This is a genomic window from Microbulbifer maximicatervae (SeqCode) (assembly GCF_052468295.1).
The window spans coordinates 1,838,906-1,860,919 of the sequence record NZ_CP174340.1 but is presented as its reverse complement, the minus strand read 5'-3'; the positions used below and the strand labels follow the sequence as shown (position 1 = coordinate 1,860,919).

Annotated in this window: 16 protein-coding genes; 12 read left to right on the top strand and 4 right to left on the bottom strand. The window is 46.8% G+C overall.

Going from position 1 to position 22,014, the window contains the following annotated elements; genetic code table 11:
- Window positions 1–172: 172 nt before the first annotated feature.
- The 4 genes from ACJJIQ_RS08410 to ACJJIQ_RS08395 all read left to right on the top strand — a co-directional run bounded on the left by ACJJIQ_RS08410 (window position 173) and on the right by ACJJIQ_RS08395 (window position 7,129).
- Window positions 173–1,969: a GMC oxidoreductase gene (locus tag ACJJIQ_RS08410; protein ID WP_445364320.1), complete on the top strand. Its 1,797-nt coding sequence runs from the start codon at window positions 173–175 to the stop codon at window positions 1,967–1,969.
- A gap of 1 nt (window position 1,970) precedes the next feature.
- Window positions 1,971–2,666, top strand: a complete 696-nt coding sequence (locus tag ACJJIQ_RS08405; protein ID WP_445364319.1) for a gluconate 2-dehydrogenase subunit 3 family protein — start codon at window positions 1,971–1,973, stop codon at window positions 2,664–2,666.
- 158 nt (window positions 2,667–2,824) lie between these two features.
- On the top strand, window positions 2,825–5,581 hold the full coding sequence (locus ACJJIQ_RS08400; RefSeq protein WP_445364318.1) for a TonB-dependent receptor: 2,757 nt from the start codon (window positions 2,825–2,827) through the stop codon (window positions 5,579–5,581).
- A 447-nt stretch (window positions 5,582–6,028) separates the two neighbouring features.
- The gene (locus ACJJIQ_RS08395; RefSeq protein WP_445364317.1) at window positions 6,029–7,129 is read left to right on the top strand and encodes a SagB/ThcOx family dehydrogenase; all 1,101 of its coding nucleotides are present in this window, start codon (window positions 6,029–6,031) and stop codon (window positions 7,127–7,129) included.
- 179 nt (window positions 7,130–7,308) lie between these two features.
- On the opposite strand, the gene ACJJIQ_RS08390 is transcribed toward ACJJIQ_RS08395, so the two are convergent.
- Window positions 7,309–7,971, bottom strand: a complete 663-nt coding sequence (locus ACJJIQ_RS08390; protein WP_445364316.1) for a TetR family transcriptional regulator — start codon at window positions 7,969–7,971, stop codon at window positions 7,309–7,311.
- 272 nt (window positions 7,972–8,243) lie between these two features.
- Here ACJJIQ_RS08390 and ACJJIQ_RS08385 point away from each other — a divergent pair, with 272 nt between their 5' ends.
- From ACJJIQ_RS08385 to ACJJIQ_RS08360, 6 genes are all read left to right on the top strand, one after another.
- Window positions 8,244–9,428 carry an efflux RND transporter periplasmic adaptor subunit gene (locus ACJJIQ_RS08385; RefSeq protein ID WP_445364315.1) on the top strand — a complete coding sequence of 395 codons (1,185 nt, stop codon included), beginning with the start codon at window positions 8,244–8,246 and terminating at the stop codon, window positions 9,426–9,428.
- A gap of 11 nt (window positions 9,429–9,439) precedes the next feature.
- Entirely contained in the window at window positions 9,440–12,622 is a 3,183-nt protein-coding gene (locus ACJJIQ_RS08380; protein ID WP_445364314.1) for an efflux RND transporter permease subunit, read from the top strand.
- Between the two features lie 420 nt (window positions 12,623–13,042).
- A complete protein-coding gene (locus tag ACJJIQ_RS08375; protein ID WP_413665743.1) occupies window positions 13,043–13,411 on the top strand; it encodes a hypothetical protein in 369 nt (122 codons plus the stop codon).
- 470 nt (window positions 13,412–13,881) lie between these two features.
- Window positions 13,882–14,634 carry a class I SAM-dependent methyltransferase gene (locus ACJJIQ_RS08370; protein ID WP_445364313.1) on the top strand — a complete coding sequence of 251 codons (753 nt, stop codon included), beginning with the start codon at window positions 13,882–13,884 and terminating at the stop codon, window positions 14,632–14,634.
- 594 nt (window positions 14,635–15,228) lie between these two features.
- Window positions 15,229–16,368 (top strand): hypothetical protein, encoded by a 1,140-nt coding sequence (locus tag ACJJIQ_RS08365; protein ID WP_445364312.1) that lies wholly within the window; start codon window positions 15,229–15,231, stop codon window positions 16,366–16,368.
- Window positions 16,369–16,379: 11 nt separating this feature from the next.
- A complete protein-coding gene (locus tag ACJJIQ_RS08360) occupies window positions 16,380–17,192 on the top strand; it encodes a hypothetical protein (RefSeq protein WP_445364311.1) in 813 nt (270 codons plus the stop codon).
- Between the two features lie 276 nt (window positions 17,193–17,468).
- Here the strand turns inward: ACJJIQ_RS08360 and ACJJIQ_RS08355 are convergent, their stop codons facing one another.
- Window positions 17,469–18,062: an FMN-dependent NADH-azoreductase gene (locus tag ACJJIQ_RS08355; protein WP_444927759.1), complete on the bottom strand. Its 594-nt coding sequence runs from the start codon at window positions 18,060–18,062 to the stop codon at window positions 17,469–17,471.
- Between the two features lie 101 nt (window positions 18,063–18,163).
- Here ACJJIQ_RS08355 and ACJJIQ_RS08350 point away from each other — a divergent pair, with 101 nt between their 5' ends.
- On the top strand, window positions 18,164–19,096 hold the full coding sequence (locus tag ACJJIQ_RS08350) for a LysR family transcriptional regulator (protein ID WP_445364310.1): 933 nt from the start codon (window positions 18,164–18,166) through the stop codon (window positions 19,094–19,096).
- Window positions 19,097–19,133: 37 nt separating this feature from the next.
- On the opposite strand, the gene ACJJIQ_RS08345 is transcribed toward ACJJIQ_RS08350, so the two are convergent.
- The gene (locus ACJJIQ_RS08345; protein ID WP_445364309.1) at window positions 19,134–20,015 is read right to left on the bottom strand and encodes a putative selenate ABC transporter substrate-binding protein; all 882 of its coding nucleotides are present in this window, start codon (window positions 20,013–20,015) and stop codon (window positions 19,134–19,136) included.
- A 543-nt stretch (window positions 20,016–20,558) separates the two neighbouring features.
- Between ACJJIQ_RS08345 and ACJJIQ_RS08340 the strand changes: the two genes are divergently transcribed.
- On the top strand, window positions 20,559–21,386 hold the full coding sequence (locus tag ACJJIQ_RS08340; protein ID WP_445364308.1) for an alpha/beta hydrolase: 828 nt from the start codon (window positions 20,559–20,561) through the stop codon (window positions 21,384–21,386).
- A gap of 122 nt (window positions 21,387–21,508) precedes the next feature.
- On the opposite strand, the gene ACJJIQ_RS08335 is transcribed toward ACJJIQ_RS08340, so the two are convergent.
- Window positions 21,509–21,913 carry a DUF1097 domain-containing protein gene (locus tag ACJJIQ_RS08335; protein ID WP_445364799.1) on the bottom strand — a complete coding sequence of 135 codons (405 nt, stop codon included), beginning with the start codon at window positions 21,911–21,913 and terminating at the stop codon, window positions 21,509–21,511.
- Window positions 21,914–22,014: the final 101 nt, after the last annotated feature.

Genomic DNA, 22,014 nt, shown 5'->3' with positions numbered 1-22,014 from the left:
AAATATTCATAAAAATTAATCTTTTTGGTTAAAAAAATATAAGTTAGACATTAAATGTAACGGATAAGTAAAAATTTTTGGCAAAAAATGTAACCGGTTACAGATTTATCTTATAAGTTATTTAAAATTAAACGAGTAAAACAAAAATAATTGATGAAGTAGGAGAGAGGCGATGCCGAATGATGACTTCGAGAAGAAAGAGTATGACGCACTGATTGTTGGATCTGGTGCTGGCGGCGGTATGGCTGCCTATGTACTAGCCACTGCAGGGCTAAAGGTTCTACTGCTGGAGGCGGGGAGATCCTATGACCCAGTCAAGGAAACCCCAATGTTTAACCTCCCAAAAGATGCACCTTTGCGTGGGGGGAGCACACCGGAAAAGCCGTTCGGTTTCTATGATGCAACGGTTGACGGAGGTTGGCAGGTACCCGGCGAACCCTACACTCAGGGCTCCAGAGAAAGAGGCCGCCGTTTTGACTGGTGGCGTGCTCGTATGCTGGGTGGCCGTACGAACCATTGGGGACGGATTTCCCTGCGAATGGGTGAGTATGATTTTAAACCCTACTCAAGGGATGGACTCGGTTTTGATTGGCCGATCAGTTACAACGATCTCGCTCCCTACTACGATAAAACCGAGATGCTCATTGGTGTCTATGGTACTAACGAGGGGTTAGAAAACACTCCTGACTCCTCCGAAGGAGTGCTGCTGCCACCCCCGAAGCCCCGTGCCTATGAACTTCTGGCCAAAAAAGCGTGCGATAAGCTGGGGATCCCTGTAATTCCCTCTCACCTGGCTATTCTCAGTGAGCGTCTGGATCACGAAAATATTCCGCAGAGATTATTCCCGGAAAATAAATTGGCCCAGGACGTCACCCGGGAATCAATGAAATCTCGCGCAGCCTGTTTTTGGGCCACGCCCTGTGGGCGCGGTTGCTCAATTAAGGCGAATTTCCAGTCCACGACTGTACTACTGCCGCCGGCATTAGCGACGGGCAACCTGGATATCATTACTGATGCCATGGTGCGTGAAGTTACCGTTGATAAAAAAGGTAAGGCAAACGGGGTTATTTATATTGATAAAGATACCCGTCAGGAAAGATTTGCCAGTGCCCGCGCTGTGGTTGTTGCAGCCAGTGCGGCTGAAACTTCGCGCATTCTCCTTAATTCCAAAAGCACTTTATTCCCCGATGGTATCGCCAATGGCAGCGGTGCCGTAGGGAAATACCTGATGGATACGGTGGGAGCTGGTATCGGCGGGCAGATTCCCGCTTTGGAAAGTATGCCTGCCCACAACGAGGACGGCGCATCGGCGATGCACATGTATATGCCCTGGTGGTTGTACAAGGAACAATTGCGTGGTGACCTGGATTTTGCCCGTGGTTACCACATTGAATTCGGCGGTGGTCGCAGTATGCCGGGCGCAGGTGCTTTCGGCGGTATGGGTGATTTTACCAGTGGTGCTTATGGCAAAGACTTGAAAGAAGCCTGCCGGCGTTACTACGGCTCCTTTGTGTGGTTTGACGGTCGCGGGGAAATGATTCCCAACGAGGACAGCTACTGTGAAATTGATAAGGACCAGGTAGATCAGTGGGGCATCCCTGTACTGAAGTTCCATTGGAAGTGGAGTGATCAGGAATTGAACCAGGCCGCTCACATGCACAAAACCTTTGCTGAAATCATTGAAGGTATGGGCGGTAAGGTCACCTCTACCGTGCAAACCGACGGTGCCAAGGCAATTATCAACGGCGGTGCGATTATTCACGAAGTCGGCACGGCGCGCATGGGCTCAAATCCGAAAGATTCCGTGCTCAATCCATACTGCCAGTCCTGGGAAGTACCGAATCTCTTCCTTACTGACGGCGCACCCTTTGTCTCCAATGCCGATAAGAATCCAACCCTGACCATTATGGCGCTGGCCTGGCGCACCTGCGACTACATCGTGGACCAGTTCAAGAAGAGGAATATCTGATATGAGCGAGGAAAAAACCAACCTGGGTCGGCGCAACGCCCTGCGTTTGATTGCTACCACCGCCGCTGTAGTTCCAGTCATTGGCTGTTCTGAGAAAGTAGCGCAAAAAGTTGTAGTGAAAGAGGAGGTACCAGCGGCTGAACCGGTAGTAAAGAACCTGGATGCCCCGAAGCAGACTCTGGCCAGGGGCACGCCGACAGATCCGGATCTCCTTAATCCCGTTGTGCCTTGGGAGATGCAGCTTGAAACGGGTGAGTTAGCGGTATTGGCAGCACTTTGCGACGTCATTATTCCCGCAGATGAAACTTCTCCGAGTGCCTCTTCAGTAGGGGCCCATCACTACATCAACGAATATGTCAGCGCCCCATATTCCAATAATAAAGCAGATCTTGTCACGATTCGGGGAGGGGTTGTTTGGCTGGAGGGTGAGTCCAAGCGCAGATTTGGAGGTTCCTTTGTCGATCTGAATGAGCCTCAAAAAGTAGCCATCTGTGAGGATATCAAGTGGACTCGCACGGCAAAGCCAGAGTTCCAGGCTGGTGCTCGTTTCTTTGCCAAAGTTCGAGTTCTCGTGTCCACCGCTTTCTATACCACCGAGGAAGGTATGGCGGATATTGGTTATGTGGGTAACCGACCAATGGCGAGTTTCCCTGGAGCGCCCCCTGAAGTTCTCAAGCGACTTGGCTTGGATAGCTAAAAACGCTTTTTGCTTTAGCGCTATACGCACATATAAAAATATCGAGACAGAATTGGATCGATAAGAGTAGGGCATATTCCGGTGGCCCGGCAAATGATATGTCGGGCTTTTAGGGTGAACGGAAAGCTAAAAAAAATAATAAAAGAGAAATTTGAGCAATGAGAGAGATACCCTTAAATACAAATCGCCAGCTAGATCTATTGCGGACGTCCGTAAGTGTTCTAGTGTTGTGCAGTGTTGTCGGTATGGCAAATGCCCAGAGCACCAGTGAATCTGATATAGAGAGTCTGGTGCTAGAGGAAGTAGAGGTATTGGGTATTCGCCGGAGCATGGAGAAAAATCTCGATGTAAAGCGTTTTTCCAATGCGGTGGTAGATTCAATCACCGCTGAAGATATGGGTAAATTCCCCGATAAGAATGTTGCAGACTCTTTGCAGAGGGTTCCGGGAGTATCCATCGTTCGAAGCGGCGGCGAAGGTGCCGAGGTAAGTATCCGAGGAACTGCACCTGAGCTCACTTTTACCCAGCTAAATGGAAACTATATAGCCACTCCCGGCGATGATCCATCCCGATCATTTTCCTACGCATTGCTACCTTCAGCGATGATCTCCCGAGCGGATGTGTATAAAAGTCCAGAAGCAAAACTGGATGAAGGTGGGATAGGTGGTACTGTAATTTCACACACCCGCAAGCCACTGGACCTGGATTCCGGGGAGGGCATGTTATCCATTGAGAGTACTTATGCTGATGTTACTGGGGAGTACGAACCTCAGTACACCGGTTTTTACTCATGGAAAAATGATCAGGAAACCTTTGGCGTACTGTTTGGATACTCAAAGCAGGATCGTCAGAACCGGGTAATTAGCACCTCGGTAGAAAACTGGGGTTGGCAGGGAGATGAGTCCCCCCAGACTGGCGTAGAGGCCAGGGGGCCGATGGTGGATATCGACGGTAATGAATACCGGGATTTCTATGCGCCGCGAGCCGTTGTCGGTAGTGTCTTGGAAGAGGAACGGACCCGGGATGGCATGCAGCTAAGTGCCCAATGGCGTCCGGTAGAACAGCTGGAATTTGGTGTCAATTATTTCCGCTTTGAGCTGGGCGGCAACTCAGAGAATTATCGTATCGTATTTCCTGAGTGGAACTACGGGGATGCAATAGCGCCGGGCAGTCTCAAGTTTGATGAAGATGGTGATACTCTTCTTGGCATTGGTATGCTCGATCGGGGCCAGGCAGAGTTACAGTCTCCACAGGTAGCTGGTGACTACACTCGAGCGGAATATGTTTCGGATACGCTGGATTTCAATATCAGTTACGAGGGAGATGGATATAGTGCTCGGTTGGTAGTCGGTAATACCAGTGCAGAGGGCGGCCCCTCTGAGAAATTGTTTGCATCAGTCAATTCCCGTTATGGCACTGCAACCGATTGGAGCTGGGATCTCAGCAGTGGTACTGCTGAAATTGATACCAGTGCAGATCTGGGAGATCCCAACACTTATCCTTTATATGACTGGTTCTCATCCCATTGGACCAGCAGCGAGGACGAGGAGAGTTACTACCAGCTGGACGTTTCCATCGATATGGATTATGCCTGGCTTACCTCCCTGGATGTTGGGGTTAAGTACCGGGACCACGAGATAAACCGCCGCATCACCAAACAATCCTGGGATGATGATAATCCCCCTTGTCCAACGATTAACTGGGGTGATGTCGATGGAGCTTGTTACCCCTGGTGGCCAAGCGATTCATTCCACACTGACCCCGATGGTGTGCCCGACACAATCGATATCCTTTCAAACGGCCCTGTCGATAATATTATCGGCGGTGTGAATGTGCCAAATTTCGCTTATCTGGAGTTTGATAAGTTAAAAGAGTTTCTATACGCAACCTATGGTGACCCTACGGTAATCGTCGAGAAAAATCAGGTTTACCGTGTTGGTGAGGAAATTACGGCTGCTTATGTACAGCAGAATTTTGCCTCGGCAGTCCTGCGCGGAAACTTTGGCATTCGAGCAGTCCAGACCAAGCAGTTTGCGAGCACCTACGACAATATTGATGGGGTCTTACAGGACGAACCCAATATTCGTGACAGCAGCAATACTGATATTTTACCTAGTGCTAATATCGCTTGGGATATCTCCGATGAACTGGTTATGCGCGCAGCTCTCGCTAGAGTCGTAGCGAGAGTGGAATACGATAATCTCGGTGGTTCTGAAGTGATCCACGCTCCTTTGCCCGGCTCAACAGTCAGTCAGGGGTATGCGGGCAACTCTGAGTTGGAGCCTTATAAAGCTGATCAGTTTGATTTGGGTCTGGAGTGGTACTTCGATGATGCCTCTGCTGCAGGACTGACCTTGTTCAGAAAGGATATTGCTTCGTTTGTAATCAACGGCAGTTCCATGGTGACAAGGGATATCGATGGTATTACCCGGACCGTGTCTATGTCTATGCCGGTAAATGGCACTGATGCTACTGCGCAAGGTATAGAGCTGTTTGTTCAGTATGCCTTTGATAATGGCTTTGGAGTCTATGCAAACTATACCTTCACAGATACGGAGCTGGCGGAGATCGACTCCGAAGGTATCAAAACCAAAACAGAGATTGCCGGCACTTCGAAGGACCAGTACAACCTGTCCCTCTACTATGAAAATACCGACTTTAGCATTCGTGCTTCTTACAATTATCGCAGTGACTATGCAGACGGATTCCACAATGGCATGAACACTTTCACTGATGACTACGATCAGTTTGATGTTAATGCATCTTATCGTTTGATGGATAACCTGACGTTGACCGCTTCAATAATCAACCTTACCGAAGAGAAGGTGGATAGATATTGGGGTGAGGAAAACAGGGTTTGGGGCTCCTCATATTCAGGCCGACGAGCTTATATGGGGCTGACTTATAGCTTCTAACCTCATTGCCGCCCAGTCACGCGGACACAGGGACGTGTCCGCACCTTTCTGCAAATTTTTTATACCTGGTTTGCGTGCCCAGTTTAGACAGTATTGAGCATTACATTAATGCAAATATATCTATTCGTTCTAGGAATTGTGGGTATTTTATACTAGTACTCAGTTGAGGGAGCGTAGCAAGCAGCTCCAATGAGGGAGCAATTTAAAATACTTTGAATGGAGGGAAATATCATGAAAAGGGTATATATAGAAGACACAGCACCCTATGCTCTGGGAGTTGCTGTCGCAGTCTACACTACCTGTTAACAGAAGGTAGTTTTTATGAAAAGTGAGATGGCCCTTGAACATGAGGGACGTCTCACTCAAGGCTAATACAGATAAATCAAGAATTTAGCGATTCTGCCTTTCTAATTTCCTTACCACCACTACTAACATGACGGTTAAGTGATGATGAAAGGCTCTGATTTATTGGATAATTTCTTTCTCTATTTCAGTGAAAATGAAGTCATCTTGTGGGATGTTGTTCATCACGATCAGTGGGCTTTGGATAAAGAAACTCTCATAAATATTCTGGATAAATTTTATTCCGATGTGCAGACAGGAGAAACTAAGGCAGCAGATTTCCTTCAAAGTAATGGAGCCCTCATCAGTGGTGATTTAGCTCGGAAACAATGGGGTTGGGATGTACTATCCTGGTTTTACCATTATGGCACCAAGCTTTCGTTACCGCCCTCAACTGAGGGCAAAGAAGGGGCTAGTGAAGATCCCAGGGTATCTTGGGTCGGACAGTATGTTGACTACTGTAAACAGGTGCCGGAAAAGGCTAAAGGCAAGTACAATTATCCAGAAGTGGATATCCCACTAAATAGCTTTCCTATCACCAATCAGCTGGAATCTGTGTTTGGGACTCGTTTTTCTTCACGAAAATTTGTACCGGGAGCTACTTTAAAGCGAGAGCTTTTGGAAAAGATTCTCTTTCACTGTGTCAAATTCCGTACTTCTCCGTTTGTTGAAGAGTTTTATAAGTCCCATGCAGACAAAATAAATTATTTTGGATATTTTCGTAGTAGTCCTGCTGGCGGCGCATTACAAGCTACAGATATATACCTTATAGTGCACTCGGTACAGGGGATTGATCCTGGCATTTACCTCTATAATCCGATTGATCATGGATTAACCAAAGTCGGCGATGCTGTTAGCCATGATAAGATACGTCGTTTGTTGGTAGGTCAACCCTATGCCGAGGGTGCCGCAGTTAATATTTGCTTTGTATGCAAATTTAATCGTTTCTGGTCTAAGTATCGTCATTCTCGTATCTATCGGATGGCTTACCTTGAAGCGGGTCATTTATCTGAGAATATATTTCTCTACGCTCATTCCCTAAAACAAGACGTGTTTATAGCCGGCGCTTTTTATGATGAAGAGTTTGAGAGCCTATTGAAGCTGGATAAGGATAGCGCCATGGTCTTTTTTATGGCTATTGGGGAAGGAGAGCATGCCTGTTTCCCGGTAGAGTACTTGCCTTCTGATTCAACAAAATTGGATTAATGAGTAATAGTTAAATGTTTTGCCTGAAAAAAGAACTTTGACATTGCGGTAATCAATGATTTCAGGGCCAAAATAACCAGTTTGGGATTTCCAATGAGCATGAAAGAGAAAAGGTACTTACGGTGAGGTGAAAACTGCAAAGCAGTATGCCCCACCGAAATAGATAAGGATAAGGTGCGTTAGTGCAGGGTGTGGAGCAACCGTGAACTTAAGCGCATGGCGGGGGAGAAGCGGATCATATCGATTAGAGAGTCGATATAGCGTTCACCGAGTTCGCCGATATCTTCAATTCTTGAGGATAAGAGCCAAGTTTCAATCACACCGAACAGGCCACCGTGTAACATCTGCATCGCGAGGTCTGTATCAAGATCTTCGGGCAGTTGGCGCTCGGATACTGCGAGGGCAATCAGCTGTGCCATTCGCTCAAGCCCACGAGTTCGCCCTTGCTTCATACGCAAGTGGGCTTCATTGTTCTCGGTAACCTTTTCTTCACAGGGATGGAAGATAATCTCAAGTACCTGCTGCCACTCTGGGTTACAAGCAATTTCCTGGAAAAGCCACACCCAGCGGGTTCGCAATGTGCCGAGGGGATTGGCGTTGAGTTGCTCGCCGGCGTTATTACAAAGTTGTTCGCCGGGTAGTACCATACGTTCTGTCAGAGCGAGTAGCAAACCGGTTTTGCTGTGAAAGTGGTCGGCAACAGCACCGCAACTAACTCCAGCCAGCTTTGCGATTTCGGAAAGGGAAGGGCGACACACTCCATATTCATGAAACACATTGAGCGCGGCGTTTAATATACGCTCACGGGTGGTCAAAATTTGCTCATCTCTGCGTTTGGTCATAAGGAACAGCGGCTTCTTTAATCAATTATTAGTTTCACTCTGGCTCATTTTTGCAGCGTTTAACCGCAGGTGTGCAAAGGGGTTTTATGTGCAAACCCTTGAATATACTGGGTGAAAGCGCATGTTAGATGAAAATTGCACGATTATGAACAGTTGATCCTGTTTCCTACGTACTCATAAAATGCCACGCTACTTTACTCAGATTTCCTTGTCACTTAAAAATTCCGCTAACTGCCAGTATTTTGTCCGCGCAGTCACTTTTAGAGGTAACCATGTTAAAAGCCCGCGCTCTCACCAGCCTTTTGGTCGCTTCCGCATTGTTGGCGGGATGTAACGAGGAAGCTTCGGCTCCACCGGGAATGGCCCCCCAAGTGACCGTAGTCACACTTCAGCCGGAATCCGTCACCCTTACCAGGGAGCTGCCGGGGCGGACTTCACCTTTTAAAGTGGCCGAGGTTCGCCCGCAGGTTAATGGCATCATAAAACGCCAATTGTTCCGTGAAGGTGGCCAAGTTAGTGCAAATCAGCCGCTTTACCAGCTAGATGACGCTCTTTATCGTGCTGACGTCGATAGTGCCAGAGCAAGTTTGCAAGGCGCAAAGGCGGCTATGAACATTGCTCGCCTCAAAGCCGAGCGTACCGCGAACCTGGTGGGTAATGGTGCTGTTAGCACGCAGGAAAATGATGCTGCGGAAGCCGATCTTCAGGAGGCCCGAGCCGATGTAGCCGCAGCTCAGGCGGAGCTGAACAGCGCTGAAATCCAGTTGGAATATGCGCGGGTCACCTCTCCGATTACAGGCCGAATTGGCAAATCCACTGTTACTCAAGGCGCTCTGGTAACGGCCAATCAGGCCGGAACTTTGGCTACTGTGCAGCAACTAGATCCGATCTATGTTGAGGTTACCCAGTCGGCAGCTGAACTTGTTAGCCTCCGCCGAGCGCTTCAAGCGGGCACATTGGCCGACGCCACTCATCTACCTGTGACAATCCTATTAGAAGATGGCAGCAAATTTGAACACCAGGGCAAGCTGGAGTTTGCCGAAGCCAGTGTCGACCCCTCAACGGGCAGTGTGTTGTTGCGAGTAGTTGTTCCAAACCCGGACACCATGCTGTTGCCAGGTATGTATGTACGCGCAATTGTCGGTAGTGGTGTCCGTGAAGACGCAATTCTGGTACCTCAGCAGGGAATTGCGCGGGACCCTAAGGGCAACACCTCAGCCATGGTTGTTAATGAGGAAAATGTGGTTGCCCAGCGATCTGTGCGGGTTAGTCGTACGATTGGCAATCGCTGGTTAGTGGAAGATGGGCTCGAGCCCGGGGACCGGGTCGTAGTTGCCGGGCTGCAGAAAATTCGCCCGGGAGCCCCGGTACAGGCCAGCGAGCGCGAAAATGAGCAGCTGCCGGCGGCTGAAGGCGATCAACAGGCTGGCGAAGCGCCTGCACAGCAGGGGTCTTAAGGGTAGGGGTTATGGCAAGTTTTTTTATCAATCGGCCCATCTTTGCCTGGGTGCTGGCAATTATCACGATACTGGCAGGTGTGTTGTCTATCGGCGAGCTGGCAGTTGAGCGCTATCCAAATATTGCGCCACCGTCGATCAATATTGAGGCAAATTACCCGGGCGCTTCCGCCAAGGTGGTTGAGGATTCGGTTACTCAAATCCTTGAACGCAACATGAAGGGCCTCGATGGTCTCCTTTATATGTCCGCCACCAGTCAATCCAACGGTGGCGTTTCAATCTCTTTAACTTTCGAGAATGGAACTGACCCGGATACGGCCCAGGTCCAGGTGCAAAACAAAGTGCAACTGGCGATGCCGCTGCTGCCACAGGAGGTCCAGGTACAAGGAGTAAATGTTAGTAAGTCTCGAGGTGGCTTCCTAATGGTTGCCGGCTTTGTGTCTGAAGACGGCAGCATGAACCGCAATGATATTGCTGACTATATCAATTCGGCCATTGTTGACCCGATCAGCAGGGTGCCAGGCGTGGGCAATGTGCAGGTATTTGGTTCCAAGTACGCGATGCGGATTTGGCTCGATCCCAATAAGCTTACCACCTATGAACTTACCCCTGGTGATGTTACCGACGCAGTGCGGGCCCAAAATGCACAAGTTACGGTTGGAAGCCTCGGTGCTGCTCCCTCTATTCCGGGGCAACAGTTAAATGCGGCAATTACTTCCCAGGAACGTCTGCAAACCCCTGAGCAGTTCAGGGATATTATCGTCAGAGCCAATGACGATGGCTCGCTCTTGCGCCTGGGAGATATTGCTCGAGTCGAGCTAGGTGCGGAGAATTATGAGTTTATTTCCCGTTACAATCGCCAGCCCGCAACCGGCATCGCTATTAACTTGGCGACTGGGGCCAATGCCCTGGAAACTGCTGATGGGGTGAAAGCCAAGTTGAAGGAGCTCGAGGCTTACTTTCCCCGAGGCCTGACTTCGGTAGTACCATTCGATACGACACCGTTTGTTGAGGCATCTATTAAGGGTGTTATCTCTACCTTGATTGAAGCGATCGTCCTGGTGTTTCTGGTGATGTATCTGTTTCTTCAGAACTTCCGTGCCACGTTGATTCCGACGATTGCGGTACCAGTGGTGCTAATGGGTACTTTTGCCGTGCTCGCTTCGCTGGGATTCTCAGTCAATATGCTCACGATGTTTGCCATGGTGCTTGCTATTGGCCTGCTTGTGGATGACGCCATTGTGGTGGTGGAGAATGTCGAGCGCGTAATGCGGGAAGAGGGGCTCTCCCCTAAAGAAGCCACTAAGAAGTCGATGCACCAGATTACTGCGGCACTGATTGGCATTGGCGTAGTTTTGTCGGCAGTGTTTGTGCCTATGGCATTTATGGATGGCGCCACCGGCGTGATCTACCGCCAGTTCTCCGCCACGATTGTTGCCGCTATGGCGTTGTCAGTGTTGGTGGCGATTATCCTGACACCAGCGCTTTGTGCGACCTTGCTGAAGCCAATATCCAAAGGGGAGGGGCATGGGGAGAAGGGCTTTTTTGGCTGGTTCAATCGCAACTTTGATCGAGGTAGCCAGCGCTATCAAGGTGGAGTGCAAGGTATTTTGAAGCGCAGCGGTCGCTTTATGCTGTTGTTTGTTGCGCTTTCCGTAGTCATGGCCTTCCTATTCCTGCGATTGCCCAGCTCATTCCTGCCGGATGAGGATCAGGGTGTGCTGTTCTCCATGGTACAGGCGCCGGTGGGGGCAACCCAGGAGCGCACTATGAACTCTATCCGAAAAGTAGAGGACCAGTTCCTAAATAATGAGCAGGGTATCGTGAAATCAGTATTCGCGGTACAGGGGTTCAGCTTTGCCGGTAGCGGGCAAAATACCGGTATTGCTTTTGTAAATTTGGAAGATTGGTCCCAGCGTGAAGAAGAGTCTCAGAGTGCTGGGTCTGTCGCCATGCGCGCGATGGGTGCCTTGATGCAAATTAAAGATGCGATGGCTTTCGCTTTCGCACCTCCGCCACTCCCCGAGCTGGGTTCTTCTGGTGGTTTCAACTTCTATCTTCAGGATAATGGCAGTTTGGGTCATGAGGCTTTAACAGCAGCCAGGAACCAGTTTCTGGGAATGGCCGGGCAGAGTGAACTTTTGGCTAATGTTCGCCCCAATGGCCAAGAAGATACCCCGCAATTCCGTGTAAAAATTGATAATGCAAAAGCAGCTGCGCTTGGCTTGTCTATCGACGATATTAACAGCGCTTTGAGTGCAGCATGGGGCGGTTCATATATTGATGACTTTATCGATCGCGGGCGGGTAAAACGCGTGTATATGCAGGCTGATGCTCCCTTTAGGATGGTCCCGGAAGACTTCCAATTGTGGTCAGTGCGCAACGATAAGGGCGATATGGTACCGCTATCATCCTTTGCCAGTTTTGGCTGGGAGTACGGTTCCCCCCGCTTGGAGCGCTATAACGGCGTTCCATCAATGCAGGTTAATGGGCAGGCTGCACCCGGAGTCAGCTCTGGTGAAGCAATGGAAGAGGTTGAGCGCCTAGTGGCGCAGCTACCCGCAGGTATTGGTATGGAGTGGAGTGGTCTCTCATATCAAGAGCGCTCTGCTGGAGCACAAACCCCATTGCTGTATACCTTGTCCCTTTTGATCGTGTTCTTGTGTTTGGCTGCTCTCTATGAAAGCTGGACAGTACCGACAGCAGTACTATTGATGGCTCCTTTGGGAATCCTGGGTGCAGTACTGGCCAATAGCCTAAGGGGCATGGAGCGCGACATTTACTTCCAAGTCGCGATGCTGACAACAGTGGGGCTAACCAGTAAAAATGCCATCCTGATTGTGGAGTTTGCGAAACAGAATCTGGAAGACGGTATGGAACTGGTAGATGCCACGATGCGAGCTGTACGGGACAGGTTACGCCCGATTTTAATGACATCTCTCGCTTTTGGTTTGGGGGTGTTGCCCTTAGCCATAGCAACCGGAGCTGGCTCAGGTGCCCAACGGGCAATCGGTACCGGTGTGTTCGGCGGCATGATTGTTGGAACTCTACTGGGAATTTTCTTTATCCCACTGTTCTTTGTTGTGGTGCAGCGGTTGTTTGGCAAGAGAGTGCATAAGCAGGAAGTGGAGCTGGCTAAACAAGACATTTCGTCAGAAAAAAATGAGAGAGCAGAAGCGACCGAAGCGCTTTAACAGAGCTTTAACTATAAAGTAAATAAAGCCAGGCCAGGTTAATGGGCCTGGCTTTTTACTTTCTGGCCCCCATAAGCCACAAGATCCCTGAATAGGGTGCTACTGCGAGTCTCAAGATACAAAGTGAACCTCTTTAGTTCCAGCTCCACCAACATGTCATCGTTTTAAATTATTCGCTGAAGTAATGAAGCATCAGCAATGATTTAAATCAAGAAGCCGAATAGCGTTTGGAGTCAAAATGCTAATCCCAGGCAAGGTGAGTAACTATCCATACATGATTGAGCCTCACTTCCAAGCTAGATAGAGCGCAGTATAGAAGCCTGATATAGACGTTATAGATTATTACTTCTATGGGGCATGCAAGGAAGCACCGATATTGCATAAATGTTATTAGCAGATAATTTAAAGTGAAGAGTCGGGATGGATTTAAAAGTTAAAGAAGGTCAAGTGTGGAAATATGATAATCGAGAGGGCGAGGAGAATTCGCGGGTTATCATATTAAAAATTGAAGAGTCTAAGGACGATTCAATGGTGGTACATGCTCAGATTTCAGGCATTAAAATTTATAACCCTAATAGTGGAGAGGTCATTGAGGAAATTACTCATATGCCGTTTTCAATTGAGGCACTAGGGGCAAGCATATCTGAACTAATGGGGGAATGTGAGATACCTGATTATGAGGACGGCTACAATTCATGGAAACGAGAGTATATTAATGGCAATGCTGGCGTGTTCACTATTTCTATAGGAGAGGCAGTGAAGTATATGGATGATGCGGTGAATAGCTAACAATAGCCTTTTTACTACATTTCAAAAACAAATATCCTTTTATGTGATAACCGTCTCAAACTTATAGCCCCTAAATAGAGTTGCAGGGGCTCAACGCATTGAATTATATCGAGAAGGCAACTCTATTCGTTTAGTAAAAGCTCACTATTTCTGATAGTTCAGTTGGCAAAATGCAGTGCCTTGGTGGATTGCTTATACTTATCTATCAACCATATATTGTGGAATCAAGTTGCAGCTAAACAGGATTGGGGTCTCTGTAAGAAATACTTAACCTGAATAGAGCTGACTTGCCAAGGCCGTCAATATGCTTTGAGTTCCCTGAGGATGAAGTGGTACACCGGTACCCTATAAATATTCGTTTTGGAAAGACATTTCTTGATACAATCGTCTCGTATTCGTGGTGAAATGGAATTGCTTATTTCAAATGGCCTTAGATTTGGAGTGAGTGAGGTAGTAGCGGGAGAATGTCGATGTTTATTGCTGACTCTGACAAAGAGTGGGAAAAGTTTGGCAAAGAAGATGCTTATTACGGTGTTCTAACCGAAGAAAAATTTAGGAAGGAAAACTTAACAGATAGCGCAAAGCAAGATTTCTTTAAAACGGGACAAAGCCATGTTCACAATATACTGACAAAAGTGAAACAACATGTAGATGATGGCTTTGTCGTCAAGAGGGCGCTTGATTTTGGCTGTGGAGTTGGAAGAGTAGCGATCCCTTTAGCGTATATTACTGAAGATGTTACAGGTGTTGACATATCTGATTCGATGCTTATGGAGGCTAAAAAAAATAGTCATGAGCAAGGCTTAAAGAATATTGAATTTGTGAAAGCTGATGAGAAGCTCTCTCTAGTTCAAGGGAAATTCAACTTCATCCACTCCTTTATAGTGTTTCAACATATCCCTGTTAAAAAAGGGCAAAGACTATTTAGTCTTCTGCTTGATAAGTTAGAATCGGGCGGGGTTTGCGTTGCCCATTTTTCATATGCCAAAACTTCAAAACTAAAAAGGTTGACTTCATTTTTGAGTAGTACTGTGCCTTTTTCAGGGAATATCCTTAACCTTCTTAAAGGCGAGCCTTTTATGGCTCCAAGAATGCAGATGAATAACTATGATTTAAATAAGTTGCTTTCCCAAATTCAAAGGGAGGCTATGTCACATTGCTATTTGGATTTTACAGATCATGGCGGTGCGCTTGGGGTAACACTCTATTTCAAAAAAGTGTAAAGAGACGGTAAGCATTTTCACAGTTCGTACCTTCCTCCCAATAGACTTAGTTTAAAATTCTACGAATTAATACATGTCGTGCTTGTAAGTTTATAATTGGCGGCAAAGCTATATAGATCCCTGGGCGCGACATGTATTTTCTATCCCCCTCATACTTTTAATCTAGCATAACCTGCGGCCTTGGAGTTCAAATTGTAATCCAGTGGTTGGCTTTGAGAAAAAGATATAGTATTTCTCGGGTGGTTTTTTGCTTGCTATTACAAATAGCTCCTGTTTGACAAATGGGTAGTGAAAATGGCGTTTTTGAAAAGATATTACTGGGTTTAGCGCTGAATTGATGTGGCCAGGTTTTAGTTGATGTTTCATTGGTGGTTGGAACGATAGTTTCTGTTTTGCCGAGAATATAGAACCAACAATTGGCGTAATTAAAACACAAGTCTCAAATAAAAAGTGGCGACTTGAAAGTGATTCAAAAGGCTCATTTTTGCGAGATAGGTCACAGAGGAATGCATTTAAGAGGGGGGGGGTGGGGTCATCGATGTCTAGTTTTTCTATGGTAATATCCTTGTAAGATTATGTCGGATAGTTTCAGGGATGAGTATTCATGAGTGGCTACAAGAACTTTATTTTTTTCATCCAAAAACAACAGGGATGCAAGATGGTAGGGCTGTTTTTATCGACCCGAACTTACTCCCCAGGTTTATTGATTTAGTAGATATAGACTCTGCTGAAGGCAAAAGAACTGCAAGTAAGTTGATCGAGCTTAGAGGGGCCGCAGGGGGAATTACTGCTGACAGCAACCTAAAAACAGCAGGTGTACACCGCGAAGTAATGGGTGTTGTAGAGGTTCTTTACGAGGTGGTTCAGCAAGGGGGTCCTGAGAACAGGGGGGCAGGGGTTTATATCAAAAAAATAAGGCGGGCCAATGGAAACTCGGGCTCAGCAGCTCTACCTGCGGGCTTTTACCAATCAGATTATAAGAGAACGGAATGGGCTTTGACACCGATTATGGACGAAGCTATTCCTACAGCAGTGGGGGCAATTGGAGCCGTCTTTGATGAAACCGCTTATGATGCTCTATCTACTGCAAAGGAGTATGGTGAATATTTTCAGACTTCAGGGAAGGTAAGCCATAAACTGCTGAATAATAGTTTCTCACTTTACTATGCACCTAGCTTTGTAGTTGATGAACTTGGAGGGTGGGAAACAAAATCCCAGAAGCTCTTAGGGCCTAATGCTGGGCCTGAAGAGCTGGCTCGTATTTTAAATAAATCGGAGAGGTCCTGGGATGAGAGGGATCAAACCATAAAATACCACTGGTACGTCTTTAAAGAGGGGGCAAAAATACTCCATCGAGCCTTAAAAATATTTAAGCAGAAAGCGGGTGGAAAAAAGCTGCAGCAACACTGTTTCTACTTTGTTAACCCACGAGAAAATCTAGGCTTGTTGATGCAGGAAGTTGAAGCTATTGGCGCGCAGACGAAAAAGACTAGTTACGAACATGAGATGGTGGATGATATCGCTAGTAAGGTGCACCAAATAAAGGATAGTAGTTGTGCCGTGAGAGGCCTACAAAAAGTAGCAGATGCTCCTTGGACAAGGTTTGATACAGATTTGCAGAAGTGCAGTCGCTATTACCAGGATAAATTGATCGCTGGCGGTGATAGCAATCGCACCTTTGCGGACGCAGTTAACTATGTTAGAAGTGAATTTAAAAGTGGCTGGGGTCATTGATTGTGGCTTACGTGGATTCGCTGGACTTAAACTCCCCAATTATCGAGCAACTTGATGAGATTTACTGGTCGCCTTTTGATACGATGCCATTACACCAGTTTGACCTTGGTTTATGGCATCTTTCGTTTAACGGAAAGCTATTACAGCAAACCTATGGGGGCAGGAAGTATGCCCCATATGTCACACCTATTGACAAAGAAGAAAGTTACCCTAGGTTCTATGGCGGACAGCCAATGTGGGATGATGAGAGCCCCTATATTTGGTTTACGTTTCACCCTATCAGGACGACATGTAGTGTCCATGTGGGGCCGGATGACACATGGATTGTGGGTGGTGGCTATTTCTCAATTCAGGTGATTCAGGTACAAGAAGCATCTAAATCTGGTGTCTTTAAGCTCTCTGATTGCAGCCAATTAAAGCAGTTTATATTTAAAAAGCATAAAGATGACCTAGAATACTTACAAGAATTGGGACACGAAGATCGTTTTAGCGCTTGGACCCCAGATGAGATCCAGGAGTACAAAATTAAGGGCCGGGATTGGTATGAAATTGTTGACGGAACTCGAGCTTTAAACTGGTGCTTTAACTTATATACTCACTTATCCGATAAGCACCTGCTGTGTATCACATATGAGCCCAGACAGTTCTGGCCACCTTATCATGTTCCCAGTGAAAAAGCTTTGCTGGTCAGTAAATCCCCCATGTGGGATTTTATGGATAATTTAGAGCTTTCCAAAATGGAGGAGGGTAGCCAGGTGATTACTGGCACCTTGGAGCGAGAAGCCGATATTTCTGGAGAAGATGAATTTGATAGTAGCTGGTAAGCTAGCTTAGTAAGTCGGCGAGAGTAACTATGGCTTGTGAGGACTTGCTACATAGTGGTCAAGTGTCCCCGGATAATAAGACGAAATTTCCTCTAGCGTTGGATTTCTATTGAGGTTGCAAACACATTGCTATCTTCTTTCAGAAGATCTAAATGAGAATTTACATAGCTAGAATGGGTCAAGTAATAATCATCTGAGTTTTTTACTTAGAGGGGGGGGGGAAGCCGAAGCCTCCCCCCTTCAAGTATTCATATACAGACTTGTTAGCTTTCTATTTTACATAAGCTCTGCAATACGCTTCTCTGCAGCAGCCAACGACTTCTCTTTTGCTTCTTCTCCCATTGCCAAGCCTTCAGCATAGACAAACTCCACATTAGTAATACCAACAAACCCCAAGAACTGTCGAAGGTAATTACTTTGGGGATGATCGTCACCATAAACACCACCCCGTGAAATGAAGATGATGGCCTTTTTGTTCCTTAATAAGCCCTCAGGGCCGTTTTCGGTATATCGGAATGTTACCCCGGCACGTGCAATAAAGTCGAAGTAGGTGTGCAAATTAGACGGGACGTTGAAGTTATACATCGGGATACCTAGCACCAGCAGATCTGCCGATGATATCTCCTCTATCAGTTTGTCCGAAAGTTCTGCAATTTCACTTTGCTTGTTTGAACGGCTATCAGCTGGCGTATTGTGGGCTTGAAAGTGCTCCAGGCTCAGATGAGGTACAGGCTCGGATACCAAGTCACGATGGATGATTTCATCTTGCGGGTTCTTAGCCTTCCAGCTCGCTATGAAATTGTCCGCAAGTTGAGATGACTGACCGTTCTCTTGAAAGAGGCTGGACTTGATGTTGAGTACCTTTGCCATGACTGCTTCCTCGTAACTAACTTTGTATGAAGCTATTGAAACATTCATTAAGTTGATTAAAAATTAGAATTATTTGCTTATTTACATCGAAAAATTCGATCATGAAACAACAGTTGGCGCAATTATCAAACCCAAAGATCACTCTTGAGCAGTGGCGTTGCTTGATAGCGGTAGTTGAAGGGGGAGGGTATGCAAAGGCCGCTGAGCTTCTGCATAAGAGTCAGTCGTCGGTAAGCTATTCGGTGCAGAAGTTGGAATCACTACTGGCTGTAGCGGTTTTCACGATTAGTGGGCGCAAGGCGATTCTGACTCCCGCAGGTGAGATGCTTTACCGGCATGCAAAGCAATTGCTGGAGGATGCCTCTGCAATAGAGCAGGCCGCTGGCCGGGCGTCTGCTGGGTGGGAGTCCCAGATTGCGATTTCTGTAGAGGTGCTATTCCCAATATGGTTGCTACTGGACTGCCTTGCGCTATTTGGTGAAGAGAGCCCCCAGACCCGTATTGAAGTCCATGAAATGGTGATCAGTGGTGCTTTGGAGGCTTTAAATGAAGGGCGGGTCGATTTTGCGATCAGTCCTAGAATCCCCCAGGGCTACAACGGTGAGTTACTACCGGCTCCTGCCCGGCTTGTTCCCGTGGCGCACCCCAGCCATCCCCTACATAAGTTGGATCGCCCGTTGACAATGAAAGATCTCCGTAATCACCGGCATTTGGTGGTTCGGGATACTAACCCCCAGCGCGGAAGTAAAACGCTTACGGTTGACGTCGCTAAGCGATGGACGCTAAGCAGCATGTCTTCTTTGATCAGAGCCGCCTGTCAGGGGTACGGTTTCTCTTGGTTACCGGAAGATAAAATTCTTAATGAGCTTATTGAGGGAAGTCTAAAACCGTTGCCCCTTGAAGGAGGAGGTAAAAGAGAGGTCCCTATGTATCTGATCTTTCCTAACCGGGATGATATCGGCCCCGGCGCACTGAGATTGGCAACTATTATCAGGGAGCGTTTGCAGGATCTGTCTTCCCCGGAGAGTTCTTAAGTAAGAACCAGGTCGGTCGGCAGGGCCAACAGTTCGCTTACTCATTATTCAACAAGCCAATTTCGTGAGCGGTCTCGACGATTGGCTGGTACATTGAGTTGTCGGCTTTGATAAACCCTTTGCGGGGAAATGCGGCAAGTAGTTTAGGGTCCCGCATATTCAAAATCGCCTGCTGGACCTTGTCTAAGAAGCCGTTGCCCCAGGTTTCAGCGACATCCCCACGAATTGTCCAGTTGTAATCTGGGTATCCTGGGGTTTTCCAGATTACTTGCACCTTGCTTTCATCCACTTTGCCGGCTTTCTTTTCATTTTCCCACACCTTGTGATTTAGGGCGCCAACCTGATACTTCCCAGATTGCACAAGATCCAGGGTATTGGAGTGGTCACCTCCAAAGCCCACACGGCTGAACACCTCGGCAGGGGGCTTACCAAACGCTTTTCGAATAAAGTATTCCGGCATTAGACGTCCAGAAGTGGAGTGCTCTGAGCCAAAAGTAAATGTCATACCTTCAATACCACGGGGGAAGTCTTTTGAGGGAGTGAGTTCAGTACTTTTATTCGCAATAAAATAGGAGGTGAAATTTTGATCTCCTTCTCCCTGGGCAATGGCCTTAGCGCCAGGCTCTGCAATACGGGCTTGCACCCCGGTAAATCCGCCAAACCAGGCCAATTGGACCTTGTTATTTTTAAAGGCTTCAACCGTATCGCTGTAGGACTTCACCGGTAAGTACTTAACTTCAACCCCAAGCGCGTCGGACAAATACTTTGCAACTTTGCCAAAGCGTTTTTGTAAGCGCTCCGGGTCCTGGTCTGGAATGGCAGTGAAAACAAAAGGTTTTGGGTTTTCTTGAGATAATACGAAGGGTACGCCGCACAATATAACGAGGCTTAGAATAAACACGGTTAAACGCTTTAACATTCTTTTGGTCCTCTGCGGATCTGTAGTTCAAAATTTGTAGGATAAAACTAAAAATGCAACTATTGGCGTTATATATAGATCAGAAAGCCTGACTAAATTATATTTTCTTTCTTTGGGTTAACAAAAGCGAGATGGCCTTCCAACTTTTGTACGCTATATCTGATTTGTTAATGTAGTTGGCAGGTATTTAGTTGTTAAATACTCTTCAGATCTTGATTGTTACAGGGATTCCTTCTTTGTTGAATAGATTTTGTACGAAATATACTTATTCTTTGAACTGCAAATAGTAGATTTACGCATTCATTAAGCTGGCCTAGCTCATGTAAAGGTATCAGTCAGAAAGGGCTTTCAATGCCCATTCTTAGTGTATTGAGGAGTGCTCCATAAACCTGCGATTTCCTGAAAGATAAGTCCCGCCTCAGCATGAATTGCTCCATAAGCCAGGGGAGTCACAAATTTGTTTAGCGGTTCCTCAGACGCTAGGGAGCCCCTTTGGTGTAAAATAGGCAGTTTAAGCCGGTAATTGCGGAGCCGACGCAGGAAATGAGTGAATATGACGATCAGTTTAATCTACGTAAGCGGCACCCATTTGGTAGACTCCATCTGTTAATTAATGAGCTACAAAGCCATCTTGCCACGCAATCCCTAAGAAGCTCGCTGGATATCAGCTATGGAGATAGTTCCGGTGAGAAATTAGATATATTTCCTGCTAAATCTCCTAATGCATCGGTTTTTGTGTTCATCCACGGCGGGTATTTCCGGGCGCTAGATAAAAAGCAATACCGGTACATTGCCAAGCCTTTTATAGAGGCCGGGTGTACGGTTGCTTTGGTCAACTATGATTTGGCGCCCGCCGTCAGTGTTAAAGAAATTATTGAGCAAAATATAAAGGCATTCTTATGGATATATAAAAATATCGATCGCTGGAATGGCAACCCCAGTAATATTGTGATCTGCGGTCACTCTGTTGGGGCATTCCTTGTGGCTAAAATTTTAGAATTTGAGTGGACACCTGAAATCCGTAGCTCAATTAGCGGCGCCATTATGTTAAGCGGGCTCTATGACTTAACAAAGATGAGGCAATCTTACCTCAATGAATCTCTGCGTTTATCAGAAGATGACGTTACTAATTTGAGTCCCATTTTTGGCGATATTAGATGTTTCACCAAAGCAATTGTTGCAGTGGGTGATGATGAGACTGCGGAATTTATTGATCAGTCAAAAAGATACTGTGGGAAGCTACAGCAAACGAAAAGCTCGTGCGAATATTTACTTTTGAAAAATAAAAACCACTATACTGTATCGCGTATGTTAAGCAGTAGAAATAATGATCTAATGAATAAGATATTGGATATCTGCGGTGTGAATTGAGAGAGGATATGACTTAGCGCTCAATTTATCTAGTTTTGAACATATGTTGGGGTTAGTTCTAATCAGGGAGCCTCTTAAGGCCCTCAGGGATAATGTTGAATTATGCCGAGACTCCCTGACTATCAATTAGCTTTACTTTCTCCAGTAAGAGATTGTAGGTAGGAGCAGCAATAGCCAGCGAGGATGCCTAGAGCGGTCACTATTGTCAGCCCAATCACTCCAGATAGAACGTTGGCTGGATGGGCTGCAAAGAAAGTGATTAACCCTAAAAACCAGGCAATGATATTACCTACAAGTGGCAGTCCTCTAAGTGATACCACCATAAATGCAACGGAAAACACTATAACCGCGAAGGCAATATTGCCCATCATTGGTAGCAATAGGGCATTAACTATAGCTGCTGTCATCCCCATCAATATTCCCAGAGCAACACAAATCCCACTGGAGATTGCTCTGAAGGCAGAGCCTGGCTGTGAAAAGAAAGCAACCCAGCCAACAAACATAGCCCAGGGTGGTAGTTCTAACATAGAGCAAGTGAATGCTGCTGCACTGGCAATAGTTGCAGCGATAAGGGTATCCCTGATGTATTTAGCCGACGGTACTTGGGCTTGATCGACCATTGGTTTTT

Excerpts from the sequence above, each read along its gene's own strand:
- ACJJIQ_RS08380 (WP_445364314.1), top strand. The coding sequence starts at position 9,440 with ATGGCAAGTTTTTTTATCAATCGGCCCATCTTTGCCTGGGTGCTGGCA.
- ACJJIQ_RS08375 (WP_413665743.1), top strand. The coding sequence starts at position 13,043 with ATGGATTTAAAAGTTAAAGAAGGTCAAGTGTGGAAATATGATAATCGA.
- ACJJIQ_RS08340 (WP_445364308.1), top strand. The coding sequence starts at position 20,559 with ATGAGTGAATATGACGATCAGTTTAATCTACGTAAGCGGCACCCATTT.
- ACJJIQ_RS08335 (WP_445364799.1), bottom strand. The coding sequence starts at position 21,913 with ATGTTAGAACTACCACCCTGGGCTATGTTTGTTGGCTGGGTTGCTTTC.
- ACJJIQ_RS08385 (WP_445364315.1), top strand. The coding sequence starts at position 8,244 with ATGTTAAAAGCCCGCGCTCTCACCAGCCTTTTGGTCGCTTCCGCATTG.
- ACJJIQ_RS08400 (WP_445364318.1), top strand. The coding sequence starts at position 2,825 with ATGAGAGAGATACCCTTAAATACAAATCGCCAGCTAGATCTATTGCGG.
- ACJJIQ_RS08405 (WP_445364319.1), top strand. The coding sequence starts at position 1,971 with ATGAGCGAGGAAAAAACCAACCTGGGTCGGCGCAACGCCCTGCGTTTG.
- ACJJIQ_RS08350 (WP_445364310.1), top strand. The coding sequence starts at position 18,164 with ATGAAACAACAGTTGGCGCAATTATCAAACCCAAAGATCACTCTTGAG.
- ACJJIQ_RS08410 (WP_445364320.1), top strand. The coding sequence starts at position 173 with ATGCCGAATGATGACTTCGAGAAGAAAGAGTATGACGCACTGATTGTT.
- ACJJIQ_RS08370 (WP_445364313.1), top strand. The coding sequence starts at position 13,882 with ATGTTTATTGCTGACTCTGACAAAGAGTGGGAAAAGTTTGGCAAAGAA.
- ACJJIQ_RS08395 (WP_445364317.1), top strand. The coding sequence starts at position 6,029 with ATGATGAAAGGCTCTGATTTATTGGATAATTTCTTTCTCTATTTCAGT.
- ACJJIQ_RS08390 (WP_445364316.1), bottom strand. The coding sequence starts at position 7,971 with ATGACCAAACGCAGAGATGAGCAAATTTTGACCACCCGTGAGCGTATA.
- ACJJIQ_RS08355 (WP_444927759.1), bottom strand. The coding sequence starts at position 18,062 with ATGGCAAAGGTACTCAACATCAAGTCCAGCCTCTTTCAAGAGAACGGT.
- ACJJIQ_RS08365 (WP_445364312.1), top strand. The coding sequence starts at position 15,229 with ATGAGTATTCATGAGTGGCTACAAGAACTTTATTTTTTTCATCCAAAA.
- ACJJIQ_RS08345 (WP_445364309.1), bottom strand. The coding sequence starts at position 20,015 with ATGTTAAAGCGTTTAACCGTGTTTATTCTAAGCCTCGTTATATTGTGC.